This is a genomic window from Pseudomonas sp. NEEL19, from assembly GCF_028751975.1.
Classification (GTDB): Bacteria; Pseudomonadota; Gammaproteobacteria; order Pseudomonadales; family Pseudomonadaceae; genus Aquipseudomonas; species Aquipseudomonas juntendi.
On the sequence record NZ_CP081491.1, the window covers coordinates 948,380 to 972,561 of the forward strand.

General features: G+C 62.4%; 26 protein-coding genes. 25 read left to right on the plus strand and 1 reads right to left on the minus strand.

All coding sequences use genetic code 11. From position 1 onward, the window contains the following. The first annotated feature begins 105 nt into the window (after positions 1 to 105). The 6 genes from queA (at position 106) to K4A76_RS04270 (ending at position 6,172) form a co-directional block, all read left to right on the plus strand. Positions 106 to 1,155 (plus strand): tRNA preQ1(34) S-adenosylmethionine ribosyltransferase-isomerase QueA, encoded by a 1,050-nt coding sequence (gene queA / locus K4A76_RS04245; protein ID WP_274411629.1) that lies wholly within the window; start codon positions 106 to 108, stop codon positions 1,153 to 1,155. Positions 1,156 to 1,169: 14 nt separating this feature from the next. After that, positions 1,170 to 2,285 carry a tRNA guanosine(34) transglycosylase Tgt gene (tgt, locus tag K4A76_RS04250; RefSeq protein WP_009682049.1) on the plus strand — a complete coding sequence of 372 codons (1,116 nt, stop codon included), beginning with the start codon at positions 1,170 to 1,172 and terminating at the stop codon, positions 2,283 to 2,285. Positions 2,286 to 2,327: 42 nt separating this feature from the next. Next, positions 2,328 to 2,663 (plus strand): preprotein translocase subunit YajC, encoded by a 336-nt coding sequence (yajC, locus tag K4A76_RS04255; RefSeq protein ID WP_008092587.1) that lies wholly within the window; start codon positions 2,328 to 2,330, stop codon positions 2,661 to 2,663. A gap of 63 nt (positions 2,664 to 2,726) precedes the next feature. Next, positions 2,727 to 4,589, plus strand: a complete 1,863-nt coding sequence (gene secD, locus K4A76_RS04260) for a protein translocase subunit SecD (protein ID WP_054890336.1) — start codon at positions 2,727 to 2,729, stop codon at positions 4,587 to 4,589. Positions 4,590 to 4,599: 10 nt separating this feature from the next. Beyond that, positions 4,600 to 5,508: a protein translocase subunit SecF gene (gene secF / locus K4A76_RS04265; protein ID WP_009682047.1), complete on the plus strand. Its 909-nt coding sequence runs from the start codon at positions 4,600 to 4,602 to the stop codon at positions 5,506 to 5,508. 121 nt (positions 5,509 to 5,629) lie between these two features. Then, complete coding sequence (locus K4A76_RS04270) at positions 5,630 to 6,172, plus strand: glycine zipper 2TM domain-containing protein (protein WP_033744396.1); 543 nt, start codon at positions 5,630 to 5,632, stop codon at positions 6,170 to 6,172. A gap of 462 nt (positions 6,173 to 6,634) precedes the next feature. Here K4A76_RS04270 and suhB read toward each other — a convergent pair whose 3' ends face one another. Further along, a complete protein-coding gene (gene suhB, locus K4A76_RS04275; protein WP_009682045.1) occupies positions 6,635 to 7,453 on the minus strand; it encodes a type III secretion system regulator SuhB in 819 nt (272 codons plus the stop codon). Between the two features lie 151 nt (positions 7,454 to 7,604). Between suhB and trmJ the strand changes: the two genes are divergently transcribed. From trmJ to der, 19 genes are all read left to right on the plus strand, one after another. Next, positions 7,605 to 8,360, plus strand: a complete 756-nt coding sequence (gene trmJ, locus K4A76_RS04280; protein ID WP_182388826.1) for a tRNA (cytosine(32)/uridine(32)-2'-O)-methyltransferase TrmJ — start codon at positions 7,605 to 7,607, stop codon at positions 8,358 to 8,360. Positions 8,361 to 8,363: 3 nt separating this feature from the next. Continuing rightward, positions 8,364 to 9,149: a serine O-acetyltransferase gene (gene cysE, locus K4A76_RS04285; RefSeq protein ID WP_274411630.1), complete on the plus strand. Its 786-nt coding sequence runs from the start codon at positions 8,364 to 8,366 to the stop codon at positions 9,147 to 9,149. Positions 9,150 to 9,327: 178 nt separating this feature from the next. After that, positions 9,328 to 9,819 carry a Fe-S cluster assembly transcriptional regulator IscR gene (gene iscR / locus K4A76_RS04290; RefSeq protein ID WP_008092572.1) on the plus strand — a complete coding sequence of 164 codons (492 nt, stop codon included), beginning with the start codon at positions 9,328 to 9,330 and terminating at the stop codon, positions 9,817 to 9,819. A gap of 45 nt (positions 9,820 to 9,864) precedes the next feature. Then, positions 9,865 to 11,079, plus strand: coding sequence for an IscS subfamily cysteine desulfurase (locus K4A76_RS04295; protein WP_009682042.1), 1,215 nt, complete (start codon positions 9,865 to 9,867; stop codon positions 11,077 to 11,079). Positions 11,080 to 11,125: 46 nt separating this feature from the next. Continuing rightward, positions 11,126 to 11,512, plus strand: coding sequence for a Fe-S cluster assembly scaffold IscU (gene iscU, locus K4A76_RS04300; protein ID WP_003248539.1), 387 nt, complete (start codon positions 11,126 to 11,128; stop codon positions 11,510 to 11,512). A 28-nt stretch (positions 11,513 to 11,540) separates the two neighbouring features. Continuing rightward, positions 11,541 to 11,864 (plus strand): iron-sulfur cluster assembly protein IscA, encoded by a 324-nt coding sequence (gene iscA / locus K4A76_RS04305; RefSeq protein WP_003248536.1) that lies wholly within the window; start codon positions 11,541 to 11,543, stop codon positions 11,862 to 11,864. Between the two features lie 8 nt (positions 11,865 to 11,872). Further along, the gene (gene hscB / locus K4A76_RS04310) at positions 11,873 to 12,394 is read left to right on the plus strand and encodes a co-chaperone HscB (RefSeq protein ID WP_054911407.1); all 522 of its coding nucleotides are present in this window, start codon (positions 11,873 to 11,875) and stop codon (positions 12,392 to 12,394) included. A 42-nt stretch (positions 12,395 to 12,436) separates the two neighbouring features. Beyond that, the gene (gene hscA, locus K4A76_RS04315; protein ID WP_054881952.1) at positions 12,437 to 14,299 is read left to right on the plus strand and encodes a Fe-S protein assembly chaperone HscA; all 1,863 of its coding nucleotides are present in this window, start codon (positions 12,437 to 12,439) and stop codon (positions 14,297 to 14,299) included. 3 nt (positions 14,300 to 14,302) lie between these two features. Next, positions 14,303 to 14,644: an ISC system 2Fe-2S type ferredoxin gene (gene fdx, locus K4A76_RS04320; protein WP_023533300.1), complete on the plus strand. Its 342-nt coding sequence runs from the start codon at positions 14,303 to 14,305 to the stop codon at positions 14,642 to 14,644. Positions 14,645 to 14,654: 10 nt separating this feature from the next. Next, complete coding sequence (gene iscX, locus K4A76_RS04325; protein ID WP_009682037.1) at positions 14,655 to 14,855, plus strand: Fe-S cluster assembly protein IscX; 201 nt, start codon at positions 14,655 to 14,657, stop codon at positions 14,853 to 14,855. Between the two features lie 88 nt (positions 14,856 to 14,943). Next, positions 14,944 to 15,369: a nucleoside-diphosphate kinase gene (gene ndk / locus K4A76_RS04330; RefSeq protein ID WP_009682036.1), complete on the plus strand. Its 426-nt coding sequence runs from the start codon at positions 14,944 to 14,946 to the stop codon at positions 15,367 to 15,369. Between the two features lie 28 nt (positions 15,370 to 15,397). Beyond that, a complete protein-coding gene (gene rlmN, locus K4A76_RS04335; RefSeq protein ID WP_009682035.1) occupies positions 15,398 to 16,543 on the plus strand; it encodes a 23S rRNA (adenine(2503)-C(2))-methyltransferase RlmN in 1,146 nt (381 codons plus the stop codon). 14 nt (positions 16,544 to 16,557) lie between these two features. After that, positions 16,558 to 17,319, plus strand: a complete 762-nt coding sequence (gene pilW / locus K4A76_RS04340) for a type IV pilus biogenesis/stability protein PilW (protein ID WP_029885479.1) — start codon at positions 16,558 to 16,560, stop codon at positions 17,317 to 17,319. Further along, positions 17,316 to 18,320 (plus strand): RodZ domain-containing protein, encoded by a 1,005-nt coding sequence (locus tag K4A76_RS04345; RefSeq protein ID WP_009682033.1) that lies wholly within the window; start codon positions 17,316 to 17,318, stop codon positions 18,318 to 18,320. Before pilW ends, K4A76_RS04345 begins: the two co-directional genes overlap by 4 nt. A gap of 3 nt (positions 18,321 to 18,323) precedes the next feature. Beyond that, on the plus strand, positions 18,324 to 19,433 hold the full coding sequence (ispG, locus tag K4A76_RS04350) for a flavodoxin-dependent (E)-4-hydroxy-3-methylbut-2-enyl-diphosphate synthase (protein WP_009682032.1): 1,110 nt from the start codon (positions 18,324 to 18,326) through the stop codon (positions 19,431 to 19,433). Positions 19,434 to 19,458: 25 nt separating this feature from the next. Beyond that, positions 19,459 to 20,748, plus strand: coding sequence for a histidine--tRNA ligase (hisS, locus tag K4A76_RS04355; protein WP_009682031.1), 1,290 nt, complete (start codon positions 19,459 to 19,461; stop codon positions 20,746 to 20,748). Between the two features lie 38 nt (positions 20,749 to 20,786). After that, on the plus strand, positions 20,787 to 21,428 hold the full coding sequence (locus K4A76_RS04360; protein ID WP_009682030.1) for a tetratricopeptide repeat protein: 642 nt from the start codon (positions 20,787 to 20,789) through the stop codon (positions 21,426 to 21,428). Next, complete coding sequence (bamB, locus tag K4A76_RS04365; RefSeq protein ID WP_009682029.1) at positions 21,429 to 22,571, plus strand: outer membrane protein assembly factor BamB; 1,143 nt, start codon at positions 21,429 to 21,431, stop codon at positions 22,569 to 22,571. 116 nt (positions 22,572 to 22,687) lie between these two features. Continuing rightward, positions 22,688 to 24,151: a ribosome biogenesis GTPase Der gene (gene der / locus K4A76_RS04370; RefSeq protein ID WP_009682028.1), complete on the plus strand. Its 1,464-nt coding sequence runs from the start codon at positions 22,688 to 22,690 to the stop codon at positions 24,149 to 24,151. Positions 24,152 to 24,182: the final 31 nt, after the last annotated feature.

Here is a 24,182-nt window from a genome sequence, read left to right on the forward strand (position 1 = left end):
GTGGCGCGCAGTATAGAGAGCTGCCGCTGGTCGGTCAATCGGCTTTCATGGTCAATTTTCACACATTGGGCTAAACTTCCCGGCCCTGCCGAACCGAACATCATCATGCGCGTCGCCGATTTTTCCTTCGAACTCCCCGATTCCCTGATCGCCCGCCACCCACTGGCCGAGCGCCATGGCAGCCGTCTGCTGGTCCTCGATGGGCCGAGCGGCGTGCTGGCACACCGGCAATTCCCCGATTTGCTCGAGTACCTGCGCCCCGGCGACCTGATGGTGTTCAACAACACCCGGGTCATTCCGGCCCGCTTGTTCGGCCAGAAAGCGTCTGGCGGCAAGCTGGAAGTGCTGGTCGAACGCGTGCTCGACAGCCACCGGGTGCTGGCTCACGTAAGGGCCAGCAAGGCGCCGAAAGAGGGCGCGGTCATCCTCATCGATGGCGGTGGCGAGGCCGAAATGGTCGCCCGCCACGACACACTGTTCGAGCTGCGCTTCACCGAAGAGGTGCTGCCACTGCTCGACCGCGTCGGGCACATGCCGTTGCCGCCCTATATCGACCGCCCCGACGAGGGCGCCGACCGTGAGCGCTACCAGACCGTCTACGCCCAGCGTGCCGGTGCAGTGGCCGCGCCCACCGCCGGCCTGCACTTCGATGAAGCGCTGCTGGAAAAAATTGCCGCCAAGGGCGTGGAGCGCGCCTTCGTCACCCTGCACGTGGGCGCCGGCACGTTCCAGCCGGTGCGTGTCGACAAGATCGAAGACCACAATATGCACAAAGAGTGGCTCGAAGTGAGCCAGGACGTGGTCGATGCCATCACGGCCTGTCGCGCTCGCGGTGGCCGGGTGATCGCCGTGGGCACCACCAGCGTGCGTTCGCTGGAAAGTGCCGCGCGCGACGGCGTGCTCAAGGCGTTCAGCGGCGACACGGATATTTTCATCTACCCGGGTCGGCCTTTCCATGTGGTCGACGCACTGGTCACCAACTTCCACCTGCCGGAGTCCACGCTGCTGATGCTGGTCTCGGCCTTCGCCGGCTACCCCGAGACCATGGCCGCCTACGCCGCGGCGGTGGAGCAGGGGTACCGCTTCTTCAGTTACGGTGATGCCATGTTCATCACCCGCAATCCGGCGCCACGCGGCCCCGAGGATCAAGCATGAGTCGCACCTGTCGAATGTCCTTCGAACTGCTGGCCACCGACGGCAAGGCCCGTCGCGGTCGCATCACTTTCCCTCGTGGCACCGTGGAAACCCCGGCGTTCATGCCGGTGGGCACCTATGGCACGGTCAAGGGCATGCTGCCACGCGATATCGAGGCCATTGGCGCCGAGATGATCCTCGGCAATACCTTCCACCTGTGGCTGCGCCCCGGCACCGAGGTGATCAAGAAGCACAACGGCCTGCACGATTTCATGCAGTGGAAGGGCCCGATCCTCACCGACTCCGGTGGTTTCCAGGTGTTCAGCCTGGGCGCCATGCGCAAGATCAAGGAAGAGGGTGTGACCTTCGCCTCGCCGGTCGATGGCTCCAAGGTATTCATGGGCCCGGAAGAGTCGATGCAGGTCCAGCGTGACCTGGGGTCGGACGTGGTGATGATCTTCGACGAGTGCACCCCGTACCCGGCCGAGCACGATGTCGCGCGCACCTCCATGGAGCTGTCGCTGCGCTGGGCCCAGCGCTCGAAGAACGCCCACGCCGACAACACCGCCGCGCTGTTCGGCATTGTTCAGGGTGGCATGTACCAGGACCTGCGCATGCGCTCGCTCGAAGGCCTGGAAAACATCGGCTTCGATGGCCTGGCCATTGGTGGCCTGTCGGTTGGCGAGCCCAAGCACGAAATGATCAAGGTGCTGGATTACCTGCCTGACCAAATGCCGGCTGACAAACCTCGTTACCTTATGGGGGTAGGCAAACCGGAAGATCTCGTTGAGGGTGTGCGCCGCGGCGTCGACATGTTCGACTGCGTGATGCCAACGCGCAACGCGCGCAACGGGCATCTGTTTGTCGATACAGGGGTGATCAAGATCCGCAATGCGTTCCATCGCCACGATGAATCGCCGCTGGATCCGACCTGTGACTGCTACACCTGCACCAACTTCTCGCGCGCCTATCTGCACCATTTGGACAAGTGCGGCGAAATGCTGAGCAGCATGCTGAATACCATCCACAACTTGCGCCATTACCAGCGCTTGATGGCCGGTTTACGCGAGGCCATTCATCAGGGTAAATTGGCCGCCTTTGTCGACGCCTTCTACGCCAAGCGCGGGCTTCCGGTTCCGCCCTTGGACTGACTGTCTGCATCCATTATTAGAAAATTACATTAGGAGTGCCCAATGAGCTTCTTGATCCCCGCCGCATACGCGGACGCTGCAGCACCCGCCGCCGGCCCAGCCGGTACCGGCTTCGAGTGGATTTTCCTGGTCGGTTTCCTGGTCATCTTCTACCTGATGATCTGGCGCCCACAGGCCAAGCGTGCCAAAGAGCAGAAGAACCTGCTGAGCAACTTGCAAAAAGGTGACGAAGTTGTCACCAACGGCGGTATCGCCGGCAAGATCGTCAAGGTTTCCGATGACTTCGTGGTACTGGAAGTGTCCGACACTGTCGAACTGAAGTTCCAGAAGGGCGCCATTGCTGCGACCCTGCCAAAAGGTACGCTCAAGGCTATCTGAGTTACCGGTTTTATTTTCCAGTCGGGGCGCGCAACGCGCCCCGCGTCTTGAACGGGCGGCGTGATGCTGAACAAATACCCTCTGTGGAAATATGCACTGATCGTGCTGGTACTGGTGGTCGGTTTCATTTATTCCGCACCCAACCTTTACCCGGACGACCCGGCGGTGCAGATCAGTGGTGCCAGCTCGGCGCTGCAGGTGAACCAGGCCGACCTCGACCGCGTCAGCAAGGCGTTGGTCGATGCCAAGATCGCAGTCAAGGGCACCAGCCTGGGCGAGAAGGGCAGCGGGCTGATCCGCCTGACCAACCAGGAAGACCAGCTGCCGGCCAAGGATGTGGTGCGCAAGGCGCTGGGCGATGATTACGTCGTGGCCCTGAACCTGGCCCAGACGACTCCGCAATGGCTGCGCAACCTGGGTGCAAGCCCGATGAAGCTGGGCCTGGACCTGTCCGGTGGTGTGCACTTCCTGCTGGAAGTGGACATGGACAAGGCCATGAGCGCCCGCATGAAAGTCTACGAAGGCGAGGTCAAGACCTTGCTGCGTAAAGAGCGTGTGCGCTACCGCAGCCTGCCTCAGCAGGATGGTGGCATCATGCTGGGCTTTGCTGACGATGCAACCCGCGAACAGGCGCGTGCCCTGATCCGCAAGAATTTCAATGATTTCGACCTGACCACCACCGAGCGCAACGACCTTGCGGTGCTGCGCCTGGCGCTGACCCAGGCGAAGGTCGCCGAAATCCGCGAATACTCGATCAAGCAGAACCTCACCACCGTGCGCAACCGCGTCAACGAGCTGGGCGTGGCCGAGCCGCTGGTACAGCGTCAGGGCGCCAACCGCATCGTGGTCGAGTTGCCGGGTGTGCAGGACACTGCCGAAGCCAAACGTATCCTGGGTAAAACCGCCAACCTCGAGTTCCGTTTCGGTGCCGAACCGGGTGCGTCCAAGGCCACTACCGAGGTGTTCGAGTTCCGCGAAGGCGGCCGGTCCGCTGCGGTCGAGCGCGGGCTGATCATTACCGGTGACCAGGTTACCGACGCCCAGGCAAGCTTCGATGAACACGGCCGCCCACAGGTGAACATTCGCCTGGATGGCCACGGTGGCGAGCTGATGAGCCGCGCTACCCGCAGCAACGTTGGCCGCAGCATGGCGGTGATCTTCATCGAGCAGAAGCCGGTTACCCGCTACGTCAAGCAAACCGTCGACGGCGTCGAGAAAGACGTGGCCGTGCAAAGCTTCGTCGAAGAGAAGAAAATCATCAGCCTGGCCACCATCCAGTCGCCGCTGGGTAGCCAGTTCCGCATCACCGGCCTGAACGGCCAGGGTGAATCGTCCGAGCTGGCGCTGTTGCTGCGTGCCGGTGGTCTGGCTGCACCGATGTACTTCGCAGAAGAACGTACCATTGGCCCAAGCCTGGGTGCCGACAACATCACCAAAGGTATCGATGCATCGCTGTGGGGCATGCTGTTCGTCTCGCTGTTCATCATCGCCATCTACCGTGGTTTTGGCGTGATCGCCACCATCGCCCTGGCGGGCAACATGGTGCTGCTGCTGGCACTGATGTCGCTGCTGGGGGCCACCCTGACCCTGCCAGGCATTGCCGGTATTGTGTTGACCATGGGTATGGCGGTAGACGCCAACGTGCTGATCTTCTCGCGCATACGCGAAGAGCTGAAGGCCGGCATGTCGGTGCAGCGCGCCATCCACGAAGGTTTCAACCGCGCCTATACCGCGATCATCGACGCCAACCTGACCAGCCTGCTGGTCGGCGGCATCCTGTTCGCCATGGGTACCGGCCCGGTCAAGGGCTTTGCGGTCACCATGTCCCTCGGGATTTTCACCTCGATGTTCACCGCCGTCATGGTGACCCGCGCAATGGTCAACCTGACCTGTGGCGGGCGTGACATCAAGAAGCTGTGGGTTTGAGGGAGCTGCGATGAAAACCATCAACTTCATGGGCGTGCGCAATGTCGCGTTCGCCATTACCGTGCTCCTCACCGTGCTGGCGCTGTTCAGCTGGTGGCAGAAAGGCCTGAACTTCGGCCTGGACTTCACCGGTGGTACGCTGATTGAGCTGACCTACGAGCGCCCGGCAGACCTCAAGGCGGTACGCGCCGAGCTGGTCGACTCCGGTTTCCACGAGGCCGTGGTGCAAAGCTTTGGTGCTACCACCGACCTGTTAGTGCGTATGCCGGGTGATGACCCGCAGCTGGGCAACAAGGTAGCTGCCGCACTGCAGAAGGCGGGCGGCGACAACCCGGCTACGCTCAAGCGCGTCGAGTTCGTTGGCCCACAGGTGGGTGAAGAGCTGCGCGACCAGGGTGGCATGGGCATGCTGCTGGCGCTGGGCGGCATCCTCATCTACCTGGCCTTCCGCTTCCAGTGGAAGTTCGCGGTGGGGGCGATTATCTCGCTGATTCACGACGTGGTAGTCACGCTGGGTATCCTGTCGTTCTTCCAGATCACCTTCGACCTGACGGTATTGGCGGCAGTGCTGGCGATCATCGGCTACTCGCTGAACGACACCATCGTCGTGTTCGACCGGGTGCGGGAAAACTTCCGCGTCATGCGCAAGGCTTCGTTGATCGAGAACATCAACGTGTCCACCACCCAGACCTTGCTGCGTACCATCGCTACCTCGGTTTCGACCTTGCTGGCCATCGCGGCGCTGTTGTTCTTTGGCGGTGACAACCTGTTCGGCTTCTCGCTGGCCTTGTTCATCGGGGTGATGGCAGGTACCTACTCGTCGATCTACATCGCCAACGTGGTATTGATCTGGCTGAACCTGAACAGTGAAGACCTGATCCCGCCGACCAAGGCAGAAGGCGTGGACGATCGTCCGTAGCGGCTAGCCCAACACCGCCTGGCGGTGTAAAAGGCGCGAGTATTGAACTCGCGCCTTTTTTTTTGCTCCAAGGCTGGGAGAAGCGCGGGTTGCGACCCGCTGGTACGATCAGGAGGTTGACGTGAATAAATCAATGCTGGTGGGTGCGGTACTGGGTGCTGTCGGTGTGACTGCCGGAGGTGCTGTCGCGACCTACAGCTTGGTCAACAAGGGGCCTGAATATGCCCAGGTCACCGACGTGCAGCCGATCAAGCAACAGGTGAAAACCCCGCGTGAAGTGTGCAAGGACGTTGCCGTAACGCGCCAGGCGCCGGTCAAGGACCAGCACCAGATCGCCGGTACCGTGGTAGGCGCCCTGGCGGGCGGCTTGCTCGGCAACCAGATTGGCGGCGGCACCGGCAAGAAGATCGCCACCGTTGCCGGTGCGGTCGGTGGTGGTTATGCCGGCAACAAGGTGCAGGAAGGCATGCAGCAGCGTGACACCTACACCACCACGCAAACCCGCTGCAATACGGTCAATGACATCAGTGAGAAGGTGGTGGGGTACAACGTGAAGTACACCCTGGGTGATCAGGTAGGGCAGGTGAAGATGGACCGCGAGCCTGGGTCGACCATTCCGGTGGACAAGAATGGCAAGCTGATCCTGAGCGAGGCCGGGCAGTAAGTCTGAATGCGGTCCGCTGTTTTATGTGGGAGCGGCCCGAGGGGTCTGTGCCCCATCAGAGATTGTCCAACAAATGGGGCGCAGTTCCTTGGTCGGTGTTGGGCACATATTTGCAGCTCGACAACGCTCGGGAATTGATACACATCGGTATCTTCACACCGCCCGCTGTAGGAGCGGGTTCACCCGCGAAGGGGCAGGGCCTGGCGGCCAATATCTTCTGGGTATTCACCGTTGCAGCCACCACCGCATTCGCGGCTAAAGCCGCTCCTACAGGGGTTGTAGGCCAAAAAAGCCCCCGAGGGTTAATGCCAGTCAGTCAAGTAATTTGGGGCCGCTTTGCGACCCTTCGCGGGTATGCCCGCTCCCACAGGGGGTCGCGCATTTCTTGAGTTCAGCGCTGTGGGAGCGGGCGTGCCCGCGAAGGGCTGCAAAGCAGCCCCAGTAACGCTTAATTGACAGCGCTTAGCGCTTCAAGCTTTCTGGCAGGTGTGGCTGGATAGCGGTCAGCACGGCCTTGAAGCACTTGATGTTGCCCGCAACGATGTGGCCTTTGTCGAGGAAGTCGTGGCCACCGTTGAAGTCGCTAACCAAGCCACCGGCTTCCTGAATCAGCAGCACGCCGGCGGCCATGTCCCACTCGGACAGCCCCGATTCCCAGAAGGCGTCGAAGCGGCCGGCAGCAACGTAGGCCAGGTCCAGGCTGGCAGCGCCGGCGCGGCGGATGCCGGCAGTCTGGCCGGTCAAGGCGCGGAACATGCCCAGGTAGTTGTCGAGGTCGGCCATCTGGCTGTCGCGGAACGGGAAGCCGGTACCCAGCAGGGCGCCTTCCAGGCTGGTGCGCGAGCTGACACGCAGGCGGCGGCCATTGAGTTGGGCGCCACGGCCACGGCTGGCGGTGAATTCTTCCTGGCGAACCGGGTCGACGATCACGGCGTGCTCAAGGCGGCCACGGTATTTGCAGGCAATGCTGACAGCGAAGTGCGGGATGCCACGCAGGAAATTGGTGGTGCCGTCCAGCGGGTCGATGATCCACAGGTAATCCTTGCCCTCTTCACCGGTGCCGGCGTGCAGGCCGGTTTCTTCACCCTGGATGGAGTGGTTCGGGTAGGCCTTGCGCAGGGCGTTGACGATGGTCTGCTCGGCGGCGCGATCGACTTCGGAAACGTAGTCCTTGGCCTCTTTCTCATCGACCTTGATGCTATCCAGGCGTTCGATGGAGCGGAAAATCAGTTCACTGGCGCTGCGAGCGGCGCGCAGGGCGATATTCAGCATAGGCTGCATGGGCGGGTCACCTGGAGATGTTAAAGAAGAAAGCCGATCATTCTAGCAGAAAACTGTGGCGGCAGAAGGGGCACATTTGCTTTCGTGGCGTTACGTCTGTCGGTTCTGTAAGATCCAAGCCCCTGATTCCTGCATCTGTGAGCACAACACCTTGCTGCAAAATATTCGTGTTGTTCTGGTCAATACCAGCCACCCCGGCAACATCGGCGGCGCTGCGCGTGCCATGAAAAACATGGGCTTGTCGCGCCTGGTGCTGGTGCAGCCGAAAGAGTTCCCCGCCGTGGATGCCAGTGCCCGCGCCTCTGGTGCCGACGATGTGCTGGGCAATGCCCAGGTGGTCGACAGCCTCGAACAGGCCCTGGTCGGCTGCAACCTGGTGATGGGCACCAGCGCCCGCGAGCGCAGCATTCCCTGGCCGTTGATCGGCCCGCGTGAATGTGGCGAAAAGGCGGTGGCGCATGCCAATGGTGGCGAAGAAATCGCCCTGGTGTTCGGGCGCGAACACGCCGGCCTGACCAACGAAGAGCTGCAGCGATGTCACTTCCACGTGCACATTCCCTCCAACCCCGACTTCAGCTCGCTGAACCTGGCTGCCGCCGTGCAAGTGCTCGCCTATGAGGTGCGCATGGCCTGGTTGGCCGCCGGTGTGGCACCGGCCCAGGTCGAGAAGGTTGATGCCAGCGAGCTGGCGACCATGGACGAAATGGAGCTGTTCTACGACCACCTGGAGAAAACCCTGGTGGGCATCGGCTTCCTCGACCCTGCAAAGCCCAAGCACCTGATGCCGCGCTTGCGCCGGCTGTACGGGCGGGTGGCGGTCGAGCGTTCGGAAATGAGCATTTTGCGCGGCATCCTGACCGAGACCCAGAAAGTGGTCCGGGGCGAGCCGCATAAACGGAAGGACTGAAAGATGTTTGAACGCCTGCGTGAAGATATTCAAAGCGTATTCCACCGTGACCCGGCTGCGCGCAATGCCTTCGAGGTGCTCACCTGCTACCCGGGCATGCATGCCATCTGGCTGCACCGCCTGGGTAATGCCTTGTGGCGGCGCGACTTCAAGTGGCTGGCGCGCCTGGTCTCGAACTTTGGTCGCTGGCTCACCGGTATCGAGATTCACCCGGGTGCCACCATCGGCCGGCGTTTCTTCATCGACCACGGCATGGGCATCGTCATCGGCGAAACCGCCGAAATCGGCGATGACGTCACCCTGTACCAGGGCGTTACGCTGGGCGGCACCAGCTGGAACAAGGGCAAGCGCCACCCCACCCTGGAAAACGGCGTGGTTGTAGGGGCGGGGGCCAAGGTGCTGGGCCCGTTCACCGTGGGTGCGGGGGCCAAGATCGGCTCCAATGCGGTGGTGACCAAGGCGGTCCCGGCCGGTGCCACGGCAGTGGGCATCCCCGGGCGCATCATCGTCAAGAGCGAAGACAGCGAAGTGGAGGCCAAGCGCAAGGCCATGGCCGAGAAGATCGGCTTCGACGCCTACGGTGTGAGTGGCGACATGCCTGACCCGGTGGCGCGCGCCATTGGCCAGATGCTCGACCACCTGCAGGCCGTCGACGAGCGGCTGGAGGGTATGTGCGGCGCGTTGACGAAAATGGGCAGTGACTACTGCGCCAAAGAGCTGCCGGCCCTGCCTGAAGATGACTTCACCGAAGCGGCCCAGCCCGTCAGGCGCGACACTCAGCCGCATTGATTGCGCCGCGGCGCACCGAGGTAGACATACGGGGCGTGTGCTCACGCCCCTCGTCTGCTACAATCGCGCCGCCTCCCAGATGCAAACCCGACTAAAGCAGTAGGTCTAATAGTTGACTTAAATGCTCGGGAATCGCATACTTGCACACATCCCGAAACTCCCGTGGTACCCAATAGCCATGCGACTGACTACCAAAGGCCGATACGCCGTGACTGCCATGCTCGACCTGGCGTTGCACGCGCAGCATGGGCCGGTGTCTTTGGCCGATATTTCCGAGCGCCAGGGCATTTCCCTCTCTTATCTGGAGCAGCTGTTCGCCAAGCTGCGCCGTAGCAGCCTGGTTTCCAGTGTGCGCGGCCCAGGTGGCGGCTATCAGCTGTCGCGCGGTATGGAAACCATCCAGGTGGCACAGGTCATCGACGCGGTCAACGAATCGGTCGATGCCACCCGTTGCCAGGGCCTCGGGGACTGCCATGCCGGTGATACCTGCCTGACCCACCACCTGTGGTGCGACCTCAGCCAGCAGATCCATGAATTCCTCAGCGGCATCAGCCTGGCCGACCTTGTCATGCGCCGTGAGGTGCAGGAAGTCGCCCAGCGCCAGGACTTGCGTCGTGTCGCAGGCCGAACCGCCCAGCTGGACAAGATTGAGACGTCTGCCGTCGATTGACCCTTAGCCACGACGAGCGACGCCACCGCCTGATAGGAGAGACAAATGAAGTTGCCGATCTACCTCGATTACTCCGCGACTACGCCGGTTGACCCACGCGTCGCCCAGAAAATGGCCGAATGCCTGCTGGTTGACGGGAACTTCGGTAACCCGGCTTCGCGCTCCCACGTGTTCGGCTGGAAGGCCGAAGAAGCGGTCGAGAACGGCCGCCGCCAGGTTGCCGAGCTGATCAACGCCGACCCGCGCGAGATCGTCTGGACCAGCGGTGCCACCGAGTCCGACAACCTCGCCCTCAAAGGCGTGGCGCACTTCTATCAGACCAAGGGCAAGCACATCATCACCTCCAAGATCGAGCACAAGGCGGTACTGGATACCGCTCGCCAGCTGGAGCGTGAAGGTTTCGAAGTCACCTACCTGGAGCCAGGCGAAGACGGTATCGTCACCCCGGCGATGGTCGAGGCCGTGCTGCGTGACGACACTATTCTGGTGTCGCTGATGCACGTGAACAACGAAGTCGGCTCGATCAACGACATCGCCGCCATCGGTGAGCTGACCCGTGCGCGTGGCGTGCTGTTCCATGTCGATGCCGCCCAGTCGGCCGGCAAGGTGGAAATCGACGTGCAGAAGCTGAAGGTCGACCTGATGTCGTTCTCGGCGCACAAAGCCTACGGCCCGAAAGGCATCGGCGCGCTGTACGTCAGCCGCAAGCCGCGTGTGCGTCTGGAAGCCATCATCCACGGTGGTGGTCATGAGCGCGGCATGCGTTCGGGCACCCTGCCGACCCACCAGATCGTCGGCATGGGCGAGGCATTCGCCATCGCCAAGCAGGAAATGGCCGCCGAAAACGTACGCATCAAGGCCCTGAGCGACCGCTTCTTCAAGCAGGTCTCCAGCCTTGAAGAGCTGTACGTCAACGGTAGCCAGACTGCCCGCGTACCGCACAACCTGAACCTGAGCTTCAACTACGTCGAAGGCGAATCGCTGCTGATGTCGCTGAAGGACATCGCCGTATCGTCCGGTTCGGCGTGCACCTCCGCGTCGCTCGAGCCGTCGTACGTACTGCGCGCTCTGGGCCGCAACGACGAGCTGGCGCACAGCTCGATCCGCTTCTCTTTCGGCCGCTTCACCACCGAAGAAGAAGTCGACTACGCCGCGCAGAAAGTCTGCGAGGCCGTCAACAAACTGCGTGAACTGTCGCCGCTGTGGGATATGTACAAAGACGGCGTTGACATCTCCAAGATCGAGTGGGCCGCCCACTAAGCAGTCGCCGGCAAGAGCGGCTCCCTGATGAGGAAGGAATTGCACCATGGCATACAGTGAAAAGGTCATCGACCACTACGAAAACCCACGCAACGTCGGCAAGATGAATGCCGAAGACCCGGATGTCGGTACCGGCATGGTCGGCGCCCCTGCGTGTGGCGACGTGATGCGTCTGCAAATCAAGGTCAACGAACAGGGCGTGATCGAAGACGCCAAGTTCAAGACCTACGGTTGCGGTTCGGCCATCGCTTCCAGCTCCCTCGCTACCGAGTGGATGAAGGGCAAGACCCTGGACGAAGCCGAAACCATCAAGAACACCCAGCTGGCAGAAGAACTGGCGTTGCCGCCGGTCAAGATCCACTGCTCGGTACTCGCCGAAGATGCCATCAAGGCAGCTGTGCGCGATTACAAGCAGAAGAAAGGCTTGATCTAAGCCGCCTGTTGCGAGGTAAGGAGTCCTGATGGCTATCAGCATGACAGAAGCCGCCGCCAACCACATTCGCCGCTCCCTCGATGGGCGCGGCAAAGGTGAGGGCATTCGCCTGGGCGTGCGCACCACCGGTTGCTCGGGCCTGGCCTACGTGCTGGAGTTCGTTGACGAACTGGCCGACGAAGACCAGGTGTTCGAAAACCACGGCGTCAAGGTGATCATCGATCCCAAGAGCCTGGTGTACCTCGACGGTACCGAGCTGGACTTCGTCAAGGAAGGGTTGAACGAAGGCTTCAAGTTCAACAACCCCAACGTGCGCGGTGAGTGTGGCTGCGGCGAAAGCTTCAACGTTTGAGGCCGGCTGTGGGTACTCCTTGTCACTACGCATTGTTTGACCTCCAGCCAAGCTTCCGCCTGGATCTCGACAAGCTGGCCACTCGCTACCGCGAGCTGGCCCGCGAAGTCCATCCCGACCGTTTTGCCGACGCCTCCGAGCGGGAGCAGCGGGTCGCGCTGGAAAAGTCCGCAGCCCTCAACGACGCCTACCAGACGCTGCGCAGTGCGCCGCGTCGTGCCCGCTATCTGCTGGCCATCAGCGGTCACGAAGTGCCCCAGGAAGTCACGGTCCACGACCCGGACTTTTTGTTGCAGCAGATGCAGTGGCGCGAAGAGCTGGAAGAGCTGCAGGACGAAGCCGACCTGGACGGCGTAGCGGCATTCAAGAAGCGCTTGAAGGCCGCCCAGGACTCGCTGAACGAGGATTTCGCTGCCTGCTGGGATGTTCCCGCCGAGCGCGACAAGGCTGAGCGCCTGATGCGCCGCATGCAGTTCCTCGACAAGCTCGCCCAAGAAGTGCGCCAACTGGAAGAGCGCCTCGACGATTAACCCGGTGTCGCCCGTGATGGCACCTAAGGTACTCAGATAAGCATGGCCCTACTGCAGATTGCCGAACCCGGTCAAACCCCCCAACCGCACCAGCGTCGCCTGGCGGTCGGCATTGACCTGGGTACCACCAACTCCATGGTCGCCGCCTTGCGCAGCGGCCGCAGCGAGCCCCTGCCCGATGCGCAGGGTAACGTCATTCTGCCGTCCGCGGTACGCTACCTCGACGGGCGTATCGAGGTGGGGCAGGCCGCGCGTGAGGCCGCTTCCAGCGACCCGCTGAACACCGTGCTGTCGGTCAAGCGCCTGATGGGGCGCGGCGTTGCCGACGTCAAGCAGTTGGGCGAGCAACTGCCTTACCGCTTTGTTGGCGGTGAGTCGCACATGCCGTTCATCGATACCGTGCAGGGCCCGAAAAGCCCGGTGGAAGTGTCCGCCGACATCCTCAAGGTGCTGCGTGAGCGGGCCGAAGCGACCCTGGGTGGCGAGCTGGTAGGCGCGGTGATCACCGTGCCAGCCTATTTCGACGACGCTCAGCGCCAGGCGACCAAAGACGCTGCACGCCTGGCAGGCCTGAACGTGCTGCGCCTGCTCAATGAGCCGACCGCCGCTGCCGTGGCCTACGGCCTGGACCAGAACGCCGAAGGCGTGGTGGCCATCTATGACCTGGGCGGCGGTACCTTTGACATTTCCATCCTGCGCCTGACTGCCGGTGTGTTCGAAGTGCTGGCCACCGGCGGCGATACCGCCCTGGGCGGCGACGATTTCGACCATGCCATTGCCGGCTGGATCATCGAACAGGCCGGTCTTTCCTCCGACCTGGACCCGGCTACCCAGCGCGCACTGCTGCAGACTGCCTGTGCTGCCAAAGAAGCCCTGACTGACGCCGACGTCGTCACTGTCAGCCACGGTGCCTGGCAAGGTGAGCTGAGCCGTGTTGCCTTCGACGCCATGATCGAGCCGATGATCGCCCGCAGCCTCAAGGCTTGCCGCCGCGCGGTGCGCGACAGCGGCGTTGAAATGGACGAAGTCAGCGCCGTGGTCATGGTCGGTGGCTCCACCCGCGTGCCGCGTGTGCGCGATGCGGTGGGTGCGCTGTTTGGCCGTACGCCGCTGACCTCGATCGACCCGGACCAGGTGGTGGCCATCGGCGCCGCGATTCAGGCTGACACCCTGGCCGGCAACCGCCGCGAAGGTGGCGAACTGCTGCTGCTCGATGTCATTCCGCTGTCGCTTGGCCTCGAAACCATGGGCGGGCTGATGGAGAAGGTGATCCCGCGCAACACCACCATTCCGGTGGCGCGTGCCCAGGAGTTCACTACTTACAAAGACGGCCAGACGGCCATGATGATCCACGTGCTGCAAGGCGAGCGTGAGCTGATCAGCGACTGCCGCTCGCTGGCGCGTTTCGAGCTGCGTGGCATTCCGGCCATGGTCGCCGGCTCGGCAAAAATCCGCGTCACCTTCCAGGTGGATGCCGACGGCCTGCTCAGCGTTGCCGCGCGCGAGCTGGGTTCGGGCGTGGAAGCCAGCATCCAGGTCAAGCCGTCCTACGGCCTGACCGACGGCGAAATCGCCCGTATGCTCAAGGACTCGTTCGAGCACGCCGGTTCCGACAAGCATGCCCGCCAGTTGCGCGAGCACCAGGTCGATGCCGAGCGCCTGCTCGAAGCGGTACAGGGCGCCCTGGACGCCGACGGCGAACGCTTGCTCAGCAGTGACGAGCGCGACGCCATCGAGTTCCAGATGCAAGAACTACGTGATTTGCTGGCGGGCACCGATGGCGCAGCCATCGAGCAACAGACCAAGCGTCTGTCGCAGGTGACCGACGCATTTGCCGCCCGTCGCCTTGATTCGACGGTCAAAGCCGCACTGGCCGGGCGCAACCTGAATGAGATCGAGGAGTAATCGATGCCGCTGGTAACCTTCCTGCCGCATGAGAAGTTCTGCCCTGAAGGCCTGACCGTGGATGTGCCAGCCGGGACCAACATCCTGGAGCTGGCCCACGACCATCACATCGAGATGGAAAGCGCCTGTGGCGGGGTAAAGGCTTGCACCACCTGCCACTGTATTGTTCGCAAAGGTTTCGATTCGCTCGAAGAAGCCGACGAGCTGGAAGAGGACATGCTGGACAAGGCCTGGGGCCTGGAGGCGCAGTCGCGCCTGGGTTGCCAGGTGGTGGTCGCCGACCAGGACCTGACCATCGAGATCCCCAAGTATTCGCTGAACCACGCTGCCGAAGCACCGCACTGAGGGCCTGTACATGAGTCTGAAATGGGTTGATGTACTTGAAATCGCCATCCAGCTTGCAGAAAGCAAGCCGGAAGTCGATCCTAAATATGTGAATTTCGTCGACCTGCACCGCTGGGTGCTGGCATTGCCAGAGTTCAGCGACGATCCGTCACGCGGCGGTGAGAAAGTGCTTGAGGCAATCCAAGCCGCCTGGATTGACGAAGCCGACTAAGCGTTGCGTGCAGGTTAGGCAATCCCCTCGAACCCGCGTATAATTCGCGGGTTTAATTTTTCGTAACACTCATATTCTGGAGTTTTCCATGGCTGTTCAACGTACTTTCTCGATCATCAAGCCTGACGCCGTTGCCAAAAACGTCATCGGCAAGATCACCACCCGTTTCGAAGAAGCCGGCCTGAAAATCGTTGCCTCGAAAATCAAGCAACTGTCCAAAGCCGAAGCCGAAGGCTTCTACGCTGAGCACAGCGAGCGCGGCTTCTTCGGTGACCTGGTTGCCTTCATGACTTCCGGTCCGGTTGTTGTTCAGGTCCTGGAAGGTGAAAACGCCATCGCCAAGAACCGTGAGCTGATGGGCGCTACCAACCCTAAAGAAGCTGCTCCTGGCACCATCCGCGCCGACTTCGCCGAGTCCATCGACGCCAACGCCGTTCACGGTTCGGACTCCGAAGCTGCTGCTGCTCGCGAAATCGCTTACTTCTTCGCTGCTACCGAGGTAACCACTCGCTAAGCGAAAGCTTACGGGTGAGGGTGAATCCATGACGACATCTACTGGCAAAATCAACCTGTTGGGCCTGACCCAGCCGGAAATGGAACAATTCTTCGACTCTATCGGGGAGAAGCGCTTCCGCGCCGGCCAGGTGATGAAATGGATTCACCATTTTGGCGTGTCCGATTTTGCGGCCATGACCAACGTTGGCAAGGCCTTGCGCGAGAAGCTCGAGGCCGTTGCCGAGATTCGCCCCCCGGAAGTGGTCAGTGAAGACATTTCCGCCGACGGCACCCGCAAGTGGGTGATCCGCGTTGCCTCCGGCAGCTGCGTCGAAACCGTCTACATTCCTACCGACGACCGCGGCACCCTGTGCGTATCGTCGCAAGCCGGCTGTGCCCTGGACTGCAGCTTCTGCTCCACCGGCAAGCAAGGCTTCAACAGCAACCTCACCGCCGCCGAAGTGATCGGCCAGGTGTGGCTTGCCAACAAATCCTTCGGGACCGTCCCTGCCAAAATCGACCGCGCCATTACCAACGTGGTGATGATGGGCATGGGCGAGCCTCTGCTGAACTTCGACAACGTCATCGCCGCCATGAAAATCATGATGGATGACCTGGGCTACGGCATTTCCAAGCGTCGCGTCACCTTGTCCACCTCGGGCGTGGTGCCAATGATCGACGAGCTGGCCAAGCACATCGACGTGTCGCTGGCACTGTCGCTGCACGCCCCTAACGACGAGCTGCGCAACAAGCTGGTGCCGATCAACAAGAAGTACCCGCTGAAAATGCTGCTGGAATCGTGCATGGGCTACATGGCCACCCTGGGTGGCAAGCGCGTGCTGACCATCGAGTACACCCTGCTCAAGGACGTCAACGACCAGCCAGAGCATGCCGCGCAAATGATCGAGCTGCTGCGCGACGTGCCGTGCAAGATCAACCTGATCCCGTTCAACCCGTTCCCGCATTCGGGCTATGAGCGGCCTAGCAACAATGCCATTCGTCGTTTCCAGGACCTGCTGCACCACGGTGGTTTCAACGTGACCACCCGTACTACCCGTGGCGACGACATCGACGCTGCCTGCGGTCAGTTGGTGGGGCAGGTCAACGACCGCACGCGCCGCAGTGAGCGCTATATTGCTGTGCGCCAACTGTCTGCGGATGTCGAGCTGCAAGACAGCGCCGCCAGCCACTGACCGGGACCTTGCCCATGAGCCTGCGCGCCGCGCTGTCGATCCTTGCGCTTTCGCTGCTGGCCGGCTGCGTGTCGGGCGGCGCGAGCGACCCGCTGGGCAGCCGCCAGGGCAGGGCCGAAGCGGGGCGTGCCTACGTGCAGCTTGGGCTGGGTTATTTGCAACAGGGTTTGACCGAACAGGCCAAGGCGCCACTGGGCAAGGCCCTGGCCCTGGACAGCAGCGATGCCGATGCGCACGCGGCCCTGGCGCTGGTGTTCCAGGCCGAAGGTGAGCCGGCACTGGCCGAAACACACTTTCGCAAGGCCCTGCAAAGCAGCGGCGGCAATACGCGAATTCGCAACAACTACGGCAGTTTCCTTTATGCTCAGGGGCGATTTGCCGAGGCCGAGCAGATGTTTCGCCTGGCCAGTGCCGATACCCTGTATCCTGAGCGCTCGCGCGTATACGAGAACCTTGGCCTGACTGCCTTGAGGCTCGAACGCCGCGACCAGGCACAGGCCTATCTGGTGAAAGCATTGCAGCTCAACCAGCGGCAACCAAGGGCGTTGCTGGAAATGGCTGAGTTGTCCTACGAAAACAGGCATTATGTGCCGGCCCGGGACTACTACGATCGTTTCAGCGAGCTGAGCGCGCACGATGCCCGTAGCCTGCTGCTGGGCAGCCGCCTTGCCAGGGTGTTCGACGAGCAGGGCGCACTGGCCGAAACGGGCCAGCAATTACAACGACTTTATCCCGGTACGCCGGAATATCAGCAATACCTGTCGGAGCAACGATGAACGCCGCGCATCCCGAAGTAGCAGTAGCGCCTGGCCAGAACCCCGGTGAGCTTTTGCGCCTGGCCCGTGAGAAACGGGACTGGTCGCAAGCCGAGGTGGCCCGCAAGCTAAACCTCACTGTCAGTTCGCTGAACCACGTGGAAACCGGCGCCTTCGACAAGCTGCCCGGGCATACGTTTGCCCGTGGCTACATACGTGCCTACGCCAAGCTGCTGGACCTGGACCAGGCTGCGCTGGTCGATGCCTTCGACCGCTACACCGGTACCCATGCCAAGGGCAGCGACGTGCATTCGCTGGGCCGCATCGAAGAGCCGACGCGCCTGTCGCACAACATCCTGCGCGGCGTCAGCCTGCTGTTGCTGCTCGCCGTGGTCGGTGGTGGTTTCGTCTGGTGGCAGGACCAAGGCAGCCTGCGTGGCAAGGACCTGGCCAAGATGGCCCTGGAGCATGTCGAAGTCGAAAGCGCCGACGGCACTACCCAGATCCACCCGCTCGATGAGCCTGAAGACCAGGCCGTTACCGCCGGCCAGCAGGCTGAGACTGCACCGCTGCCGTTGGCGCAGGGCACGGGCGAACAACCCGCTGCAGCTGGCGAGCAGCCGGCGGCCGGTACAGCCACAGAGCCCGCCGCTGGGGCGGCAACTGCCCAGCAGGCGCCCGTGCAGGCAGCCGCCAGCACCCCGGCGGCCACAGCGGCGCCTGTAGCTCCCGTTACGGCCGCGCCGGCCGCCGCCAGTGAGCCTGCGCCAGTGCCGGCCGGTAGCGGCAAGGTCGCCATTCAGTTCACCGCCGATTGCTGGACCCAGGTTTCCGACGGCAACGGCAAGGTGCTGTTCAGCGCCATCAAGCGCAAAGGGGACAACCTCGAACTGACCGGCAAGCCGCCGTTCGCGGTACGCCTGGGCTTCGCCCGGGGCGCCCAGGTCAGCTACAACGGCCAGGCCGTCGATGTTGCCCCGTTCACCAGTGGCGAGACTGCTCGCCTGAAGTTGGGACAGTAAGTCATGCACGGCGAATCTCCGATCAAACGTCGCGAATCCCGCAAAATCTGGGTCGGCAATGTGCCGGTGGGTGGTGATGCCCCCATCGCGGTGCAGAGCATGACCAACACCGACACCAACGATGTGGCCGCCACCGTGGCGCAAATCCAGCGCCTGGTCGATGCCGGCGTGGACATCGTGCGGGTATCGGTGCCAGACATGGACGCTGCCGAAGCCTTCGGCAAGATCAAGCAACAGGTGAGCGTGCCGCTGGTAGCCGATATCCACTTCGACTACAAGATCGCCCTGCGGGTGGCCGAGCTGGGCGTCGATTGCCTGCGTATCAACCCGGGCAACATCGGCCGCGAAGACCGTGTGCGCGCAGTGGTGGACGCCGCCCGCGACCGCGGCATCCCGATCCGCATCGGGGTCAACGCCGGTTCGCTGGAAAAAGACCTGCAGAAGAAGTACGGCGAGCCTACCCCGGCCGCGCTGGTCGAGTCGGCCCTGCGCCATGTCGAGCACCTCGACCGCCTGGACTTCCAGGACTTCAAGGTCAGCGTCAAGGCCTCCGACGTGTTCATGGCCGTGGAGGCCTACCGCCTGTTGGCCAGGCAGATCGTGCAGCCGCTGCACCTGGGCATCACCGAAGCCGGTGGCCTGCGTTCAGGCACGGTGAAATCCGCCGTCGGCCTCGGTATGCTGCTGGCCGAAGGCATTGGCGATACCATTCGCATCTCGCTGGCGGCTGACCCGGTCGAAGAAGTGAAGGTCGGCTACGACATCCTCAAGTCGCTGCACCTGCGCTCGCGCGGCATCAACTTCATCGCCTGCCCGAGCTGCTCGCGGCAGAACTTCGATGTGGTCAAGACCATGAACGAGCTGGAAGGGCGCCTGGAAGACCTGCTGGTACCGCTAGACGTGGCAGTGATCGGTTGCGTGGTCAACGGCCCAGGTGAAGCCAAGGAAGCCCATGTCGGCCTGACTGGCGGCACGCCGAACCTGATCTACATCGACGGCAAGCCGGCGCAGAAACTCACCAACGACAACCTGGTCGATGAGCTGGAAAAACTCATCCGCCAGAAAGCGGCCGAAAAGGCCGAAGCCGACGCGGCGCTGATCGTCCGTGGCTGACACACAGAATTCGTAAGGACTTTTCGTGAGCAAATCGCTGCAAGCCATCCGTGGCATGAACGACATCCTGCCAGAACAGTCGCCGCTGTGGCGCTACTTCGAAGGCACCGTCGCCGGCCTGCTGGACACCTACGGGTACAGCCAGATCCGCACGCCGATCGTCGAGTTCACCGAGCTGTTCAAGCGCTCGATCGGCGAAGTGACCGATATCGTCGAAAAGGAGATGTACACCTTCGAGGACCGCAACGGCGACTCGCTGACCTTGCGCCCTGAAGGCACCGCCGCCTGCGTGCGTGCCGTGCTCGAGCACGGCATCACCGGTAACGGCCAGGTGCAGAAACTGTGGTACATCGGCCAGATGTTCCGCCACGAACGCCCGCAGAAGGGCCGTTACCGCCAGTTCCACCAGATTGGCGTGGAAGTGTTCAACCTCGACGGCCCGGACATCGACGCCGAGCTGATCATGCTGACCTGGCGCCTGTGGGGCCTGTTGGGCATTCAGGACGCGGTCAAGCTCGAACTCAACAGCCTCGGCACCAGCGAGGCCCGCGCCCGCTACCGCGATGCGCTGGTCGAGTTCCTGTCCGCACGCCTGGAGCAGCTGGATGAAGACAGCCAGCGCCGCCTGAAAAGCAACCCGCTGCGCATCCTCGACAGCAAGGACCAGAACACCCAGGCGGTGCTGGTTGGCGCGCCAAAGCTGGAAGACTATCTGGACGAACCGTCGCGCGTGCACTTCGAGGGCCTCAAGGCTCGCCTGGAGGCCGCCGGCATTCCGTTCGTGATCAACACCAAGCTGGTGCGTGGCCTGGACTACTACAGCAAGACCGTATTCGAGTGGGTGACCGACAAGCTCGGCGCCCAGGGCACCGTGTGTGCCGGTGGCCGCTACGACGGCCTGGTCGAGCAGATGGGTGGCAAACCGACCACCGGCGTTGGTTTCGCCATGGGTATCGAGCGTCTGATCCTGCTGCTGGAAACCCTGGGCAAGGTGCCGGAGTCCATCAGCCGTACTGTCGACGTCTACCTGTGTGCCTTTGGTGAGCAGGCCGAGCTGGCCGGGCTGCGCCTTTCCGAAGGTTTGCGCGACCGTTTGCCGGGCTTGCGCCTGGCCGTCAACGCCGGCGGCGGCAGTTTCAAGAGCCAGTTCAAGAAAGCCGATAAAAGCGGTGCGCTGTTCGCCCTGATCCTCGGTGACGACGAACTGGCCAAGCAAGTCATCGGCTTGAAGCCACTGCGTGGCCAGGGCGAGCAACAGAACATTGCCTGGGATGCTCTTGCCGAGCACCTGGAAACCGCGATCGCGCAGGCGTAACGCGGTTCAACAACGAATAGGCGAAAAGGAGTATTGGGGTGTCGAGTACTGATGATGATGACCTGGCAGGGGTCAAGGACTGGTGGAACCGCAATGGCAAGCCGCTGCTGACCGGCGCATTGCTGGCAGGTGTGGTGGTGCTGGGCTGGAATACCTGGCACAAGTACCAGAACAACCAGTCGCAAGGGGCCTCGCAGTTGTACCAGGCCCTGCTCGAAACCAGCCTGACGCCAAGCGGTCAGCCCGACGCCACCAAGGTCGCGGAACTGGCCGGCAAGCTCAAGAGCGAGTTTGGCGGCACGGCCTATGCCCAGTACGGTAGCCTGTTCGTGGCCAAGGTCGCGGTCGAGAGCGGCAAGCTCGACGACGCCGCCGCCGAGCTCAAAGGTGTGCTGGACAAGCCTGCCGATGCCACCCTGGGCGAAATCTCGCGCCAGCGCCTGGCTCGCGTGCTGGCCGCCCAGAACAAGGCCGAGGATGCCCTGAAGCTGCTTGACGGTGATGCCGACAAGGCGTTCCTGGCCAGCCGTGAAGAGTTGAAGGGTGACCTGCTGGTGCAACTGGGTCGCGCCAGCGACGCGCACAGCGCTTACGAGAAAGCCAAGGCTGCGTTGTCCGATGACGCCGCAGTCGGTGGCCTGCAATTGAAGCTGGATGACCTGGCTAAAGGGGACGCGTAAGTGATCGGTTGGAAACATGCAGCAGTGCTGACCCTGGCCGTACTGGCCGCAGGTTGCAGCAGCAACAGCAAGAAGGAACTGCCCCCGGCCGAGCTGACCAAGTTCACCGAGGAAGTGGTGCTGAAGAAGCAGTGGAGCCGTTCGATCGGTGACGGCCAGGGTGAAACCTACAACACCCTGGTACCGGCCATCGAGAACGACCGCATCTACGCTTCCGACGTACACGGCGACGTCTATGCCCTTGATCGCATCACCGGCGACGTGGTCTGGAACAAGGACCTGGAGCTGCCGGTTTCCGGCGCAGTGGGCGTGGGTTATGGCCTGGTCATGCTCGGCACCCTCAAGGGTGAAGTCATTGCCCTGGATTCCAGCACCGGTGAAGAGCGCTGGCGCTCCCGCGTGACCAGCGAAGTGCTGGCCCCGCCTGCCAACAACGGTGACGTGGTCGTGGTGCAGACCCAGGACGACCGCCTGATTGGCCTGGACGCCGCTACCGGCGACCGCCGCTGGATCTACGAAAACACTCCGGCCGTACTGACCCTGCGTGGCACCGGTGCGCCGATCGTCACCAACCGCCTGGCCATTGCCGGCCTGTCGACCGGCAAGGTGGTGGCGGTGGATATCAACAACGGCGTGCCGGTGTGGGAAAGCCGCGTGGCCATTCCCCAAGGCCGTTCCGAGCTGGAGCGCGTGGTCGACATCGATGGCGGCCTGCTGCTGTCTGGTCAAACCCTGTATGTGAGCACTTACCAGGGCCGCGTAGCGGGCCTGGACCTGGAAAGCGGCCGTGTGCTGTGGCAGCGTGATGCCTCCAGCTACGTGGGTGTCGCCCAGGGCTTCGGTAACGTTTACGTCAGCGAAGCTTCAGGCACTGTCGAAAGTGTCGACGAGCGCACTTCCAGCGCCCTGTGGTCCAACGACAGCATGGCCCGTCGCCAGCTCTCTGCGCCGGAAGTGTATTCCAGCTACGTGGCCGTGGGCGACTTCGAAGGTTACCTGCACCTGCTGAGCCAGGTCGATGGTCGCTTCGTGGGCCGTGAGCGTATCGACAGCGATGGCCTGCGCGCCCGCCCACTTGTGGTCGGTGACACCATCTATGTCTTCGGCAACAGCGGCAAGCTCGAGGCACTGACCATCCGCTGAAGCTATGCTTGAAGCCTTGGCGGGCTTCAAGCCGCGGCGCAGGAAGCGCCGCCCGTACTCCGGCCGCTGCCTTGCAGCGGCCTTTGCATTTTCAAGAATTCGAGAGTGGAGAGCCGATGGTTCCCGTAATTGCCCTGGTGGGCCGCCCGAACGTCGGCAAATCCACCATGTTCAACCGCCTGACCAAGACCCGCGATGCCATCGTCGGTGACCTGTCGGGCCTGACCCGTGACCGCCAGTATGGTGATGCCAGCTGGCAGGGTCGTTCCTTCATCCTGATCGACACCGGCGGTATCACCGGTGACGAAGTGGGCATGGACGAGAAAATGGCCGAGCAGTCGCTCATGGCCATTGAAGAGGCCGACTACGTCCTGTTCCTGGTCGATGCCCGCGCCGGCATGACCGCCGCCGACCAGATGATTGCCGAGCACCTGCGCAAGCGCAACAAAGAGGCGATTCTGGTCGCCAACAAAATCGACAACATCGACGCCGACGTGGCTCGCGCCGAGTTCTCTCCGCTGGGCATGGGCAATGCCATTCCGGTAGCCGGTTCCCAGGGCCGCGGTATCAACGCGCTGATGGAAGCCGTGCTCGGCCACCTGCCGCGCGACCAGGTCGAGGAAGCCCTGGACGCCGATGTCGCCGAAGGCGAAGAGGCTGTGCGCATTCCGGGCCCGAGCGAAAAGGATGGCATCAAGATCGCCATCATCGGCCGCCCGAACGTCGGCAAGTCGACCCTGGTCAACCGCATGCTCGGTGAAGAGCGTGTGGTGGTGTACGACCAGCCAGGCACCACCCGCGACAGTATCTATATTCCGTTCGAGCGCGATGGCGAGAAGTACACGTTCATCGACACTGCCGGCGTGCGCAAGCGTGGCAAGATCCACGAGGAAGTCGAAAAGTTCTCGGTGGTGAAGACGCTGCAGGCGATCAAGGACGCCAACGTGGTGATCTTCGTCATGGACGCCCGCGAAGGTGTGGTCGACCACGACTTGAACCTGCTGGGCTTTGCCCTGGAAGCCGGGCGCGCGATCGTCATTGCCCTGAACAAGTGGGACGGCATGCAGCCGGGCGAGCGTGACTACGTCAAGACCGAGCTGGAGCGCCGGCTGTTCTTCGTCGACTTCGCCGACATCCACTTCATTTCCGCCTTGCATGGCACTGGCGTGGGCAACCTGTACAAGTCGGTGCAGGCTGCCTTCAAGTCGGCGGTCACCCGCTGGCCGACCAGCCGCCTGACGCAAATCCTCGAAGATGCGGTGAGCGAGCACCAGCCGCCGCTGGTCAACGGTCGTCGCATCAAGCTGCGCTATGCCCACCTCGGCGGGGCCAACCCGCCGCTGATCGTGATCCACGGCAACCAGACCGAGAAGATTCCGAAGTCGTACTCGCGCTACCTGGAAAACACCTACCGCCGTGTGCTGAAGCTGGTCGGCACGCCGATCCGCATCGAATACAAGGGCGGTGAGAACCCGTACGAGGGCAAGAAGAACACCCTCACAGACCGCCAGGTCAACAAGAAGCGCCGGCTGATGTCGCACCACAAGAAGGCCGAGAAGAAGCGCCGCGACAAGCGTTAATCCGTTGCAAGCTGCAAGCCGCAAGTAAAAG

Bases quoted from the DNA above. Each gene is read 5' to 3' on its own strand.
- suhB (WP_009682045.1), bottom strand. From the start codon at position 7,453: ATGCAGCCTATGCTGAATATCGCCCTGCGCGCCGCTCGCAGCGCCAGT.
- yajC (WP_008092587.1), top strand. From the start codon at position 2,328: ATGAGCTTCTTGATCCCCGCCGCATACGCGGACGCTGCAGCACCCGCC.
- queA (WP_274411629.1), top strand. From the start codon at position 106: ATGCGCGTCGCCGATTTTTCCTTCGAACTCCCCGATTCCCTGATCGCC.
- secD (WP_054890336.1), top strand. From the start codon at position 2,727: ATGCTGAACAAATACCCTCTGTGGAAATATGCACTGATCGTGCTGGTA.
- ndk (WP_009682036.1), top strand. From the start codon at position 14,944: ATGGCTGTTCAACGTACTTTCTCGATCATCAAGCCTGACGCCGTTGCC.
- secF (WP_009682047.1), top strand. From the start codon at position 4,600: ATGAAAACCATCAACTTCATGGGCGTGCGCAATGTCGCGTTCGCCATT.
- hscA (WP_054881952.1), top strand. From the start codon at position 12,437: ATGGCCCTACTGCAGATTGCCGAACCCGGTCAAACCCCCCAACCGCAC.
- iscU (WP_003248539.1), top strand. From the start codon at position 11,126: ATGGCATACAGTGAAAAGGTCATCGACCACTACGAAAACCCACGCAAC.
- iscA (WP_003248536.1), top strand. From the start codon at position 11,541: ATGGCTATCAGCATGACAGAAGCCGCCGCCAACCACATTCGCCGCTCC.
- der (WP_009682028.1), top strand. From the start codon at position 22,688: ATGGTTCCCGTAATTGCCCTGGTGGGCCGCCCGAACGTCGGCAAATCC.
- K4A76_RS04295 (WP_009682042.1), top strand. From the start codon at position 9,865: ATGAAGTTGCCGATCTACCTCGATTACTCCGCGACTACGCCGGTTGAC.
- pilW (WP_029885479.1), top strand. From the start codon at position 16,558: ATGAGCCTGCGCGCCGCGCTGTCGATCCTTGCGCTTTCGCTGCTGGCC.
- rlmN (WP_009682035.1), top strand. From the start codon at position 15,398: ATGACGACATCTACTGGCAAAATCAACCTGTTGGGCCTGACCCAGCCG.
- cysE (WP_274411630.1), top strand. From the start codon at position 8,364: ATGTTTGAACGCCTGCGTGAAGATATTCAAAGCGTATTCCACCGTGAC.
- fdx (WP_023533300.1), top strand. From the start codon at position 14,303: ATGCCGCTGGTAACCTTCCTGCCGCATGAGAAGTTCTGCCCTGAAGGC.
- iscR (WP_008092572.1), top strand. From the start codon at position 9,328: ATGCGACTGACTACCAAAGGCCGATACGCCGTGACTGCCATGCTCGAC.
- ispG (WP_009682032.1), top strand. From the start codon at position 18,324: ATGCACGGCGAATCTCCGATCAAACGTCGCGAATCCCGCAAAATCTGG.
- K4A76_RS04345 (WP_009682033.1), top strand. From the start codon at position 17,316: ATGAACGCCGCGCATCCCGAAGTAGCAGTAGCGCCTGGCCAGAACCCC.
- iscX (WP_009682037.1), top strand. From the start codon at position 14,655: ATGAGTCTGAAATGGGTTGATGTACTTGAAATCGCCATCCAGCTTGCA.
- tgt (WP_009682049.1), top strand. From the start codon at position 1,170: ATGTCCTTCGAACTGCTGGCCACCGACGGCAAGGCCCGTCGCGGTCGC.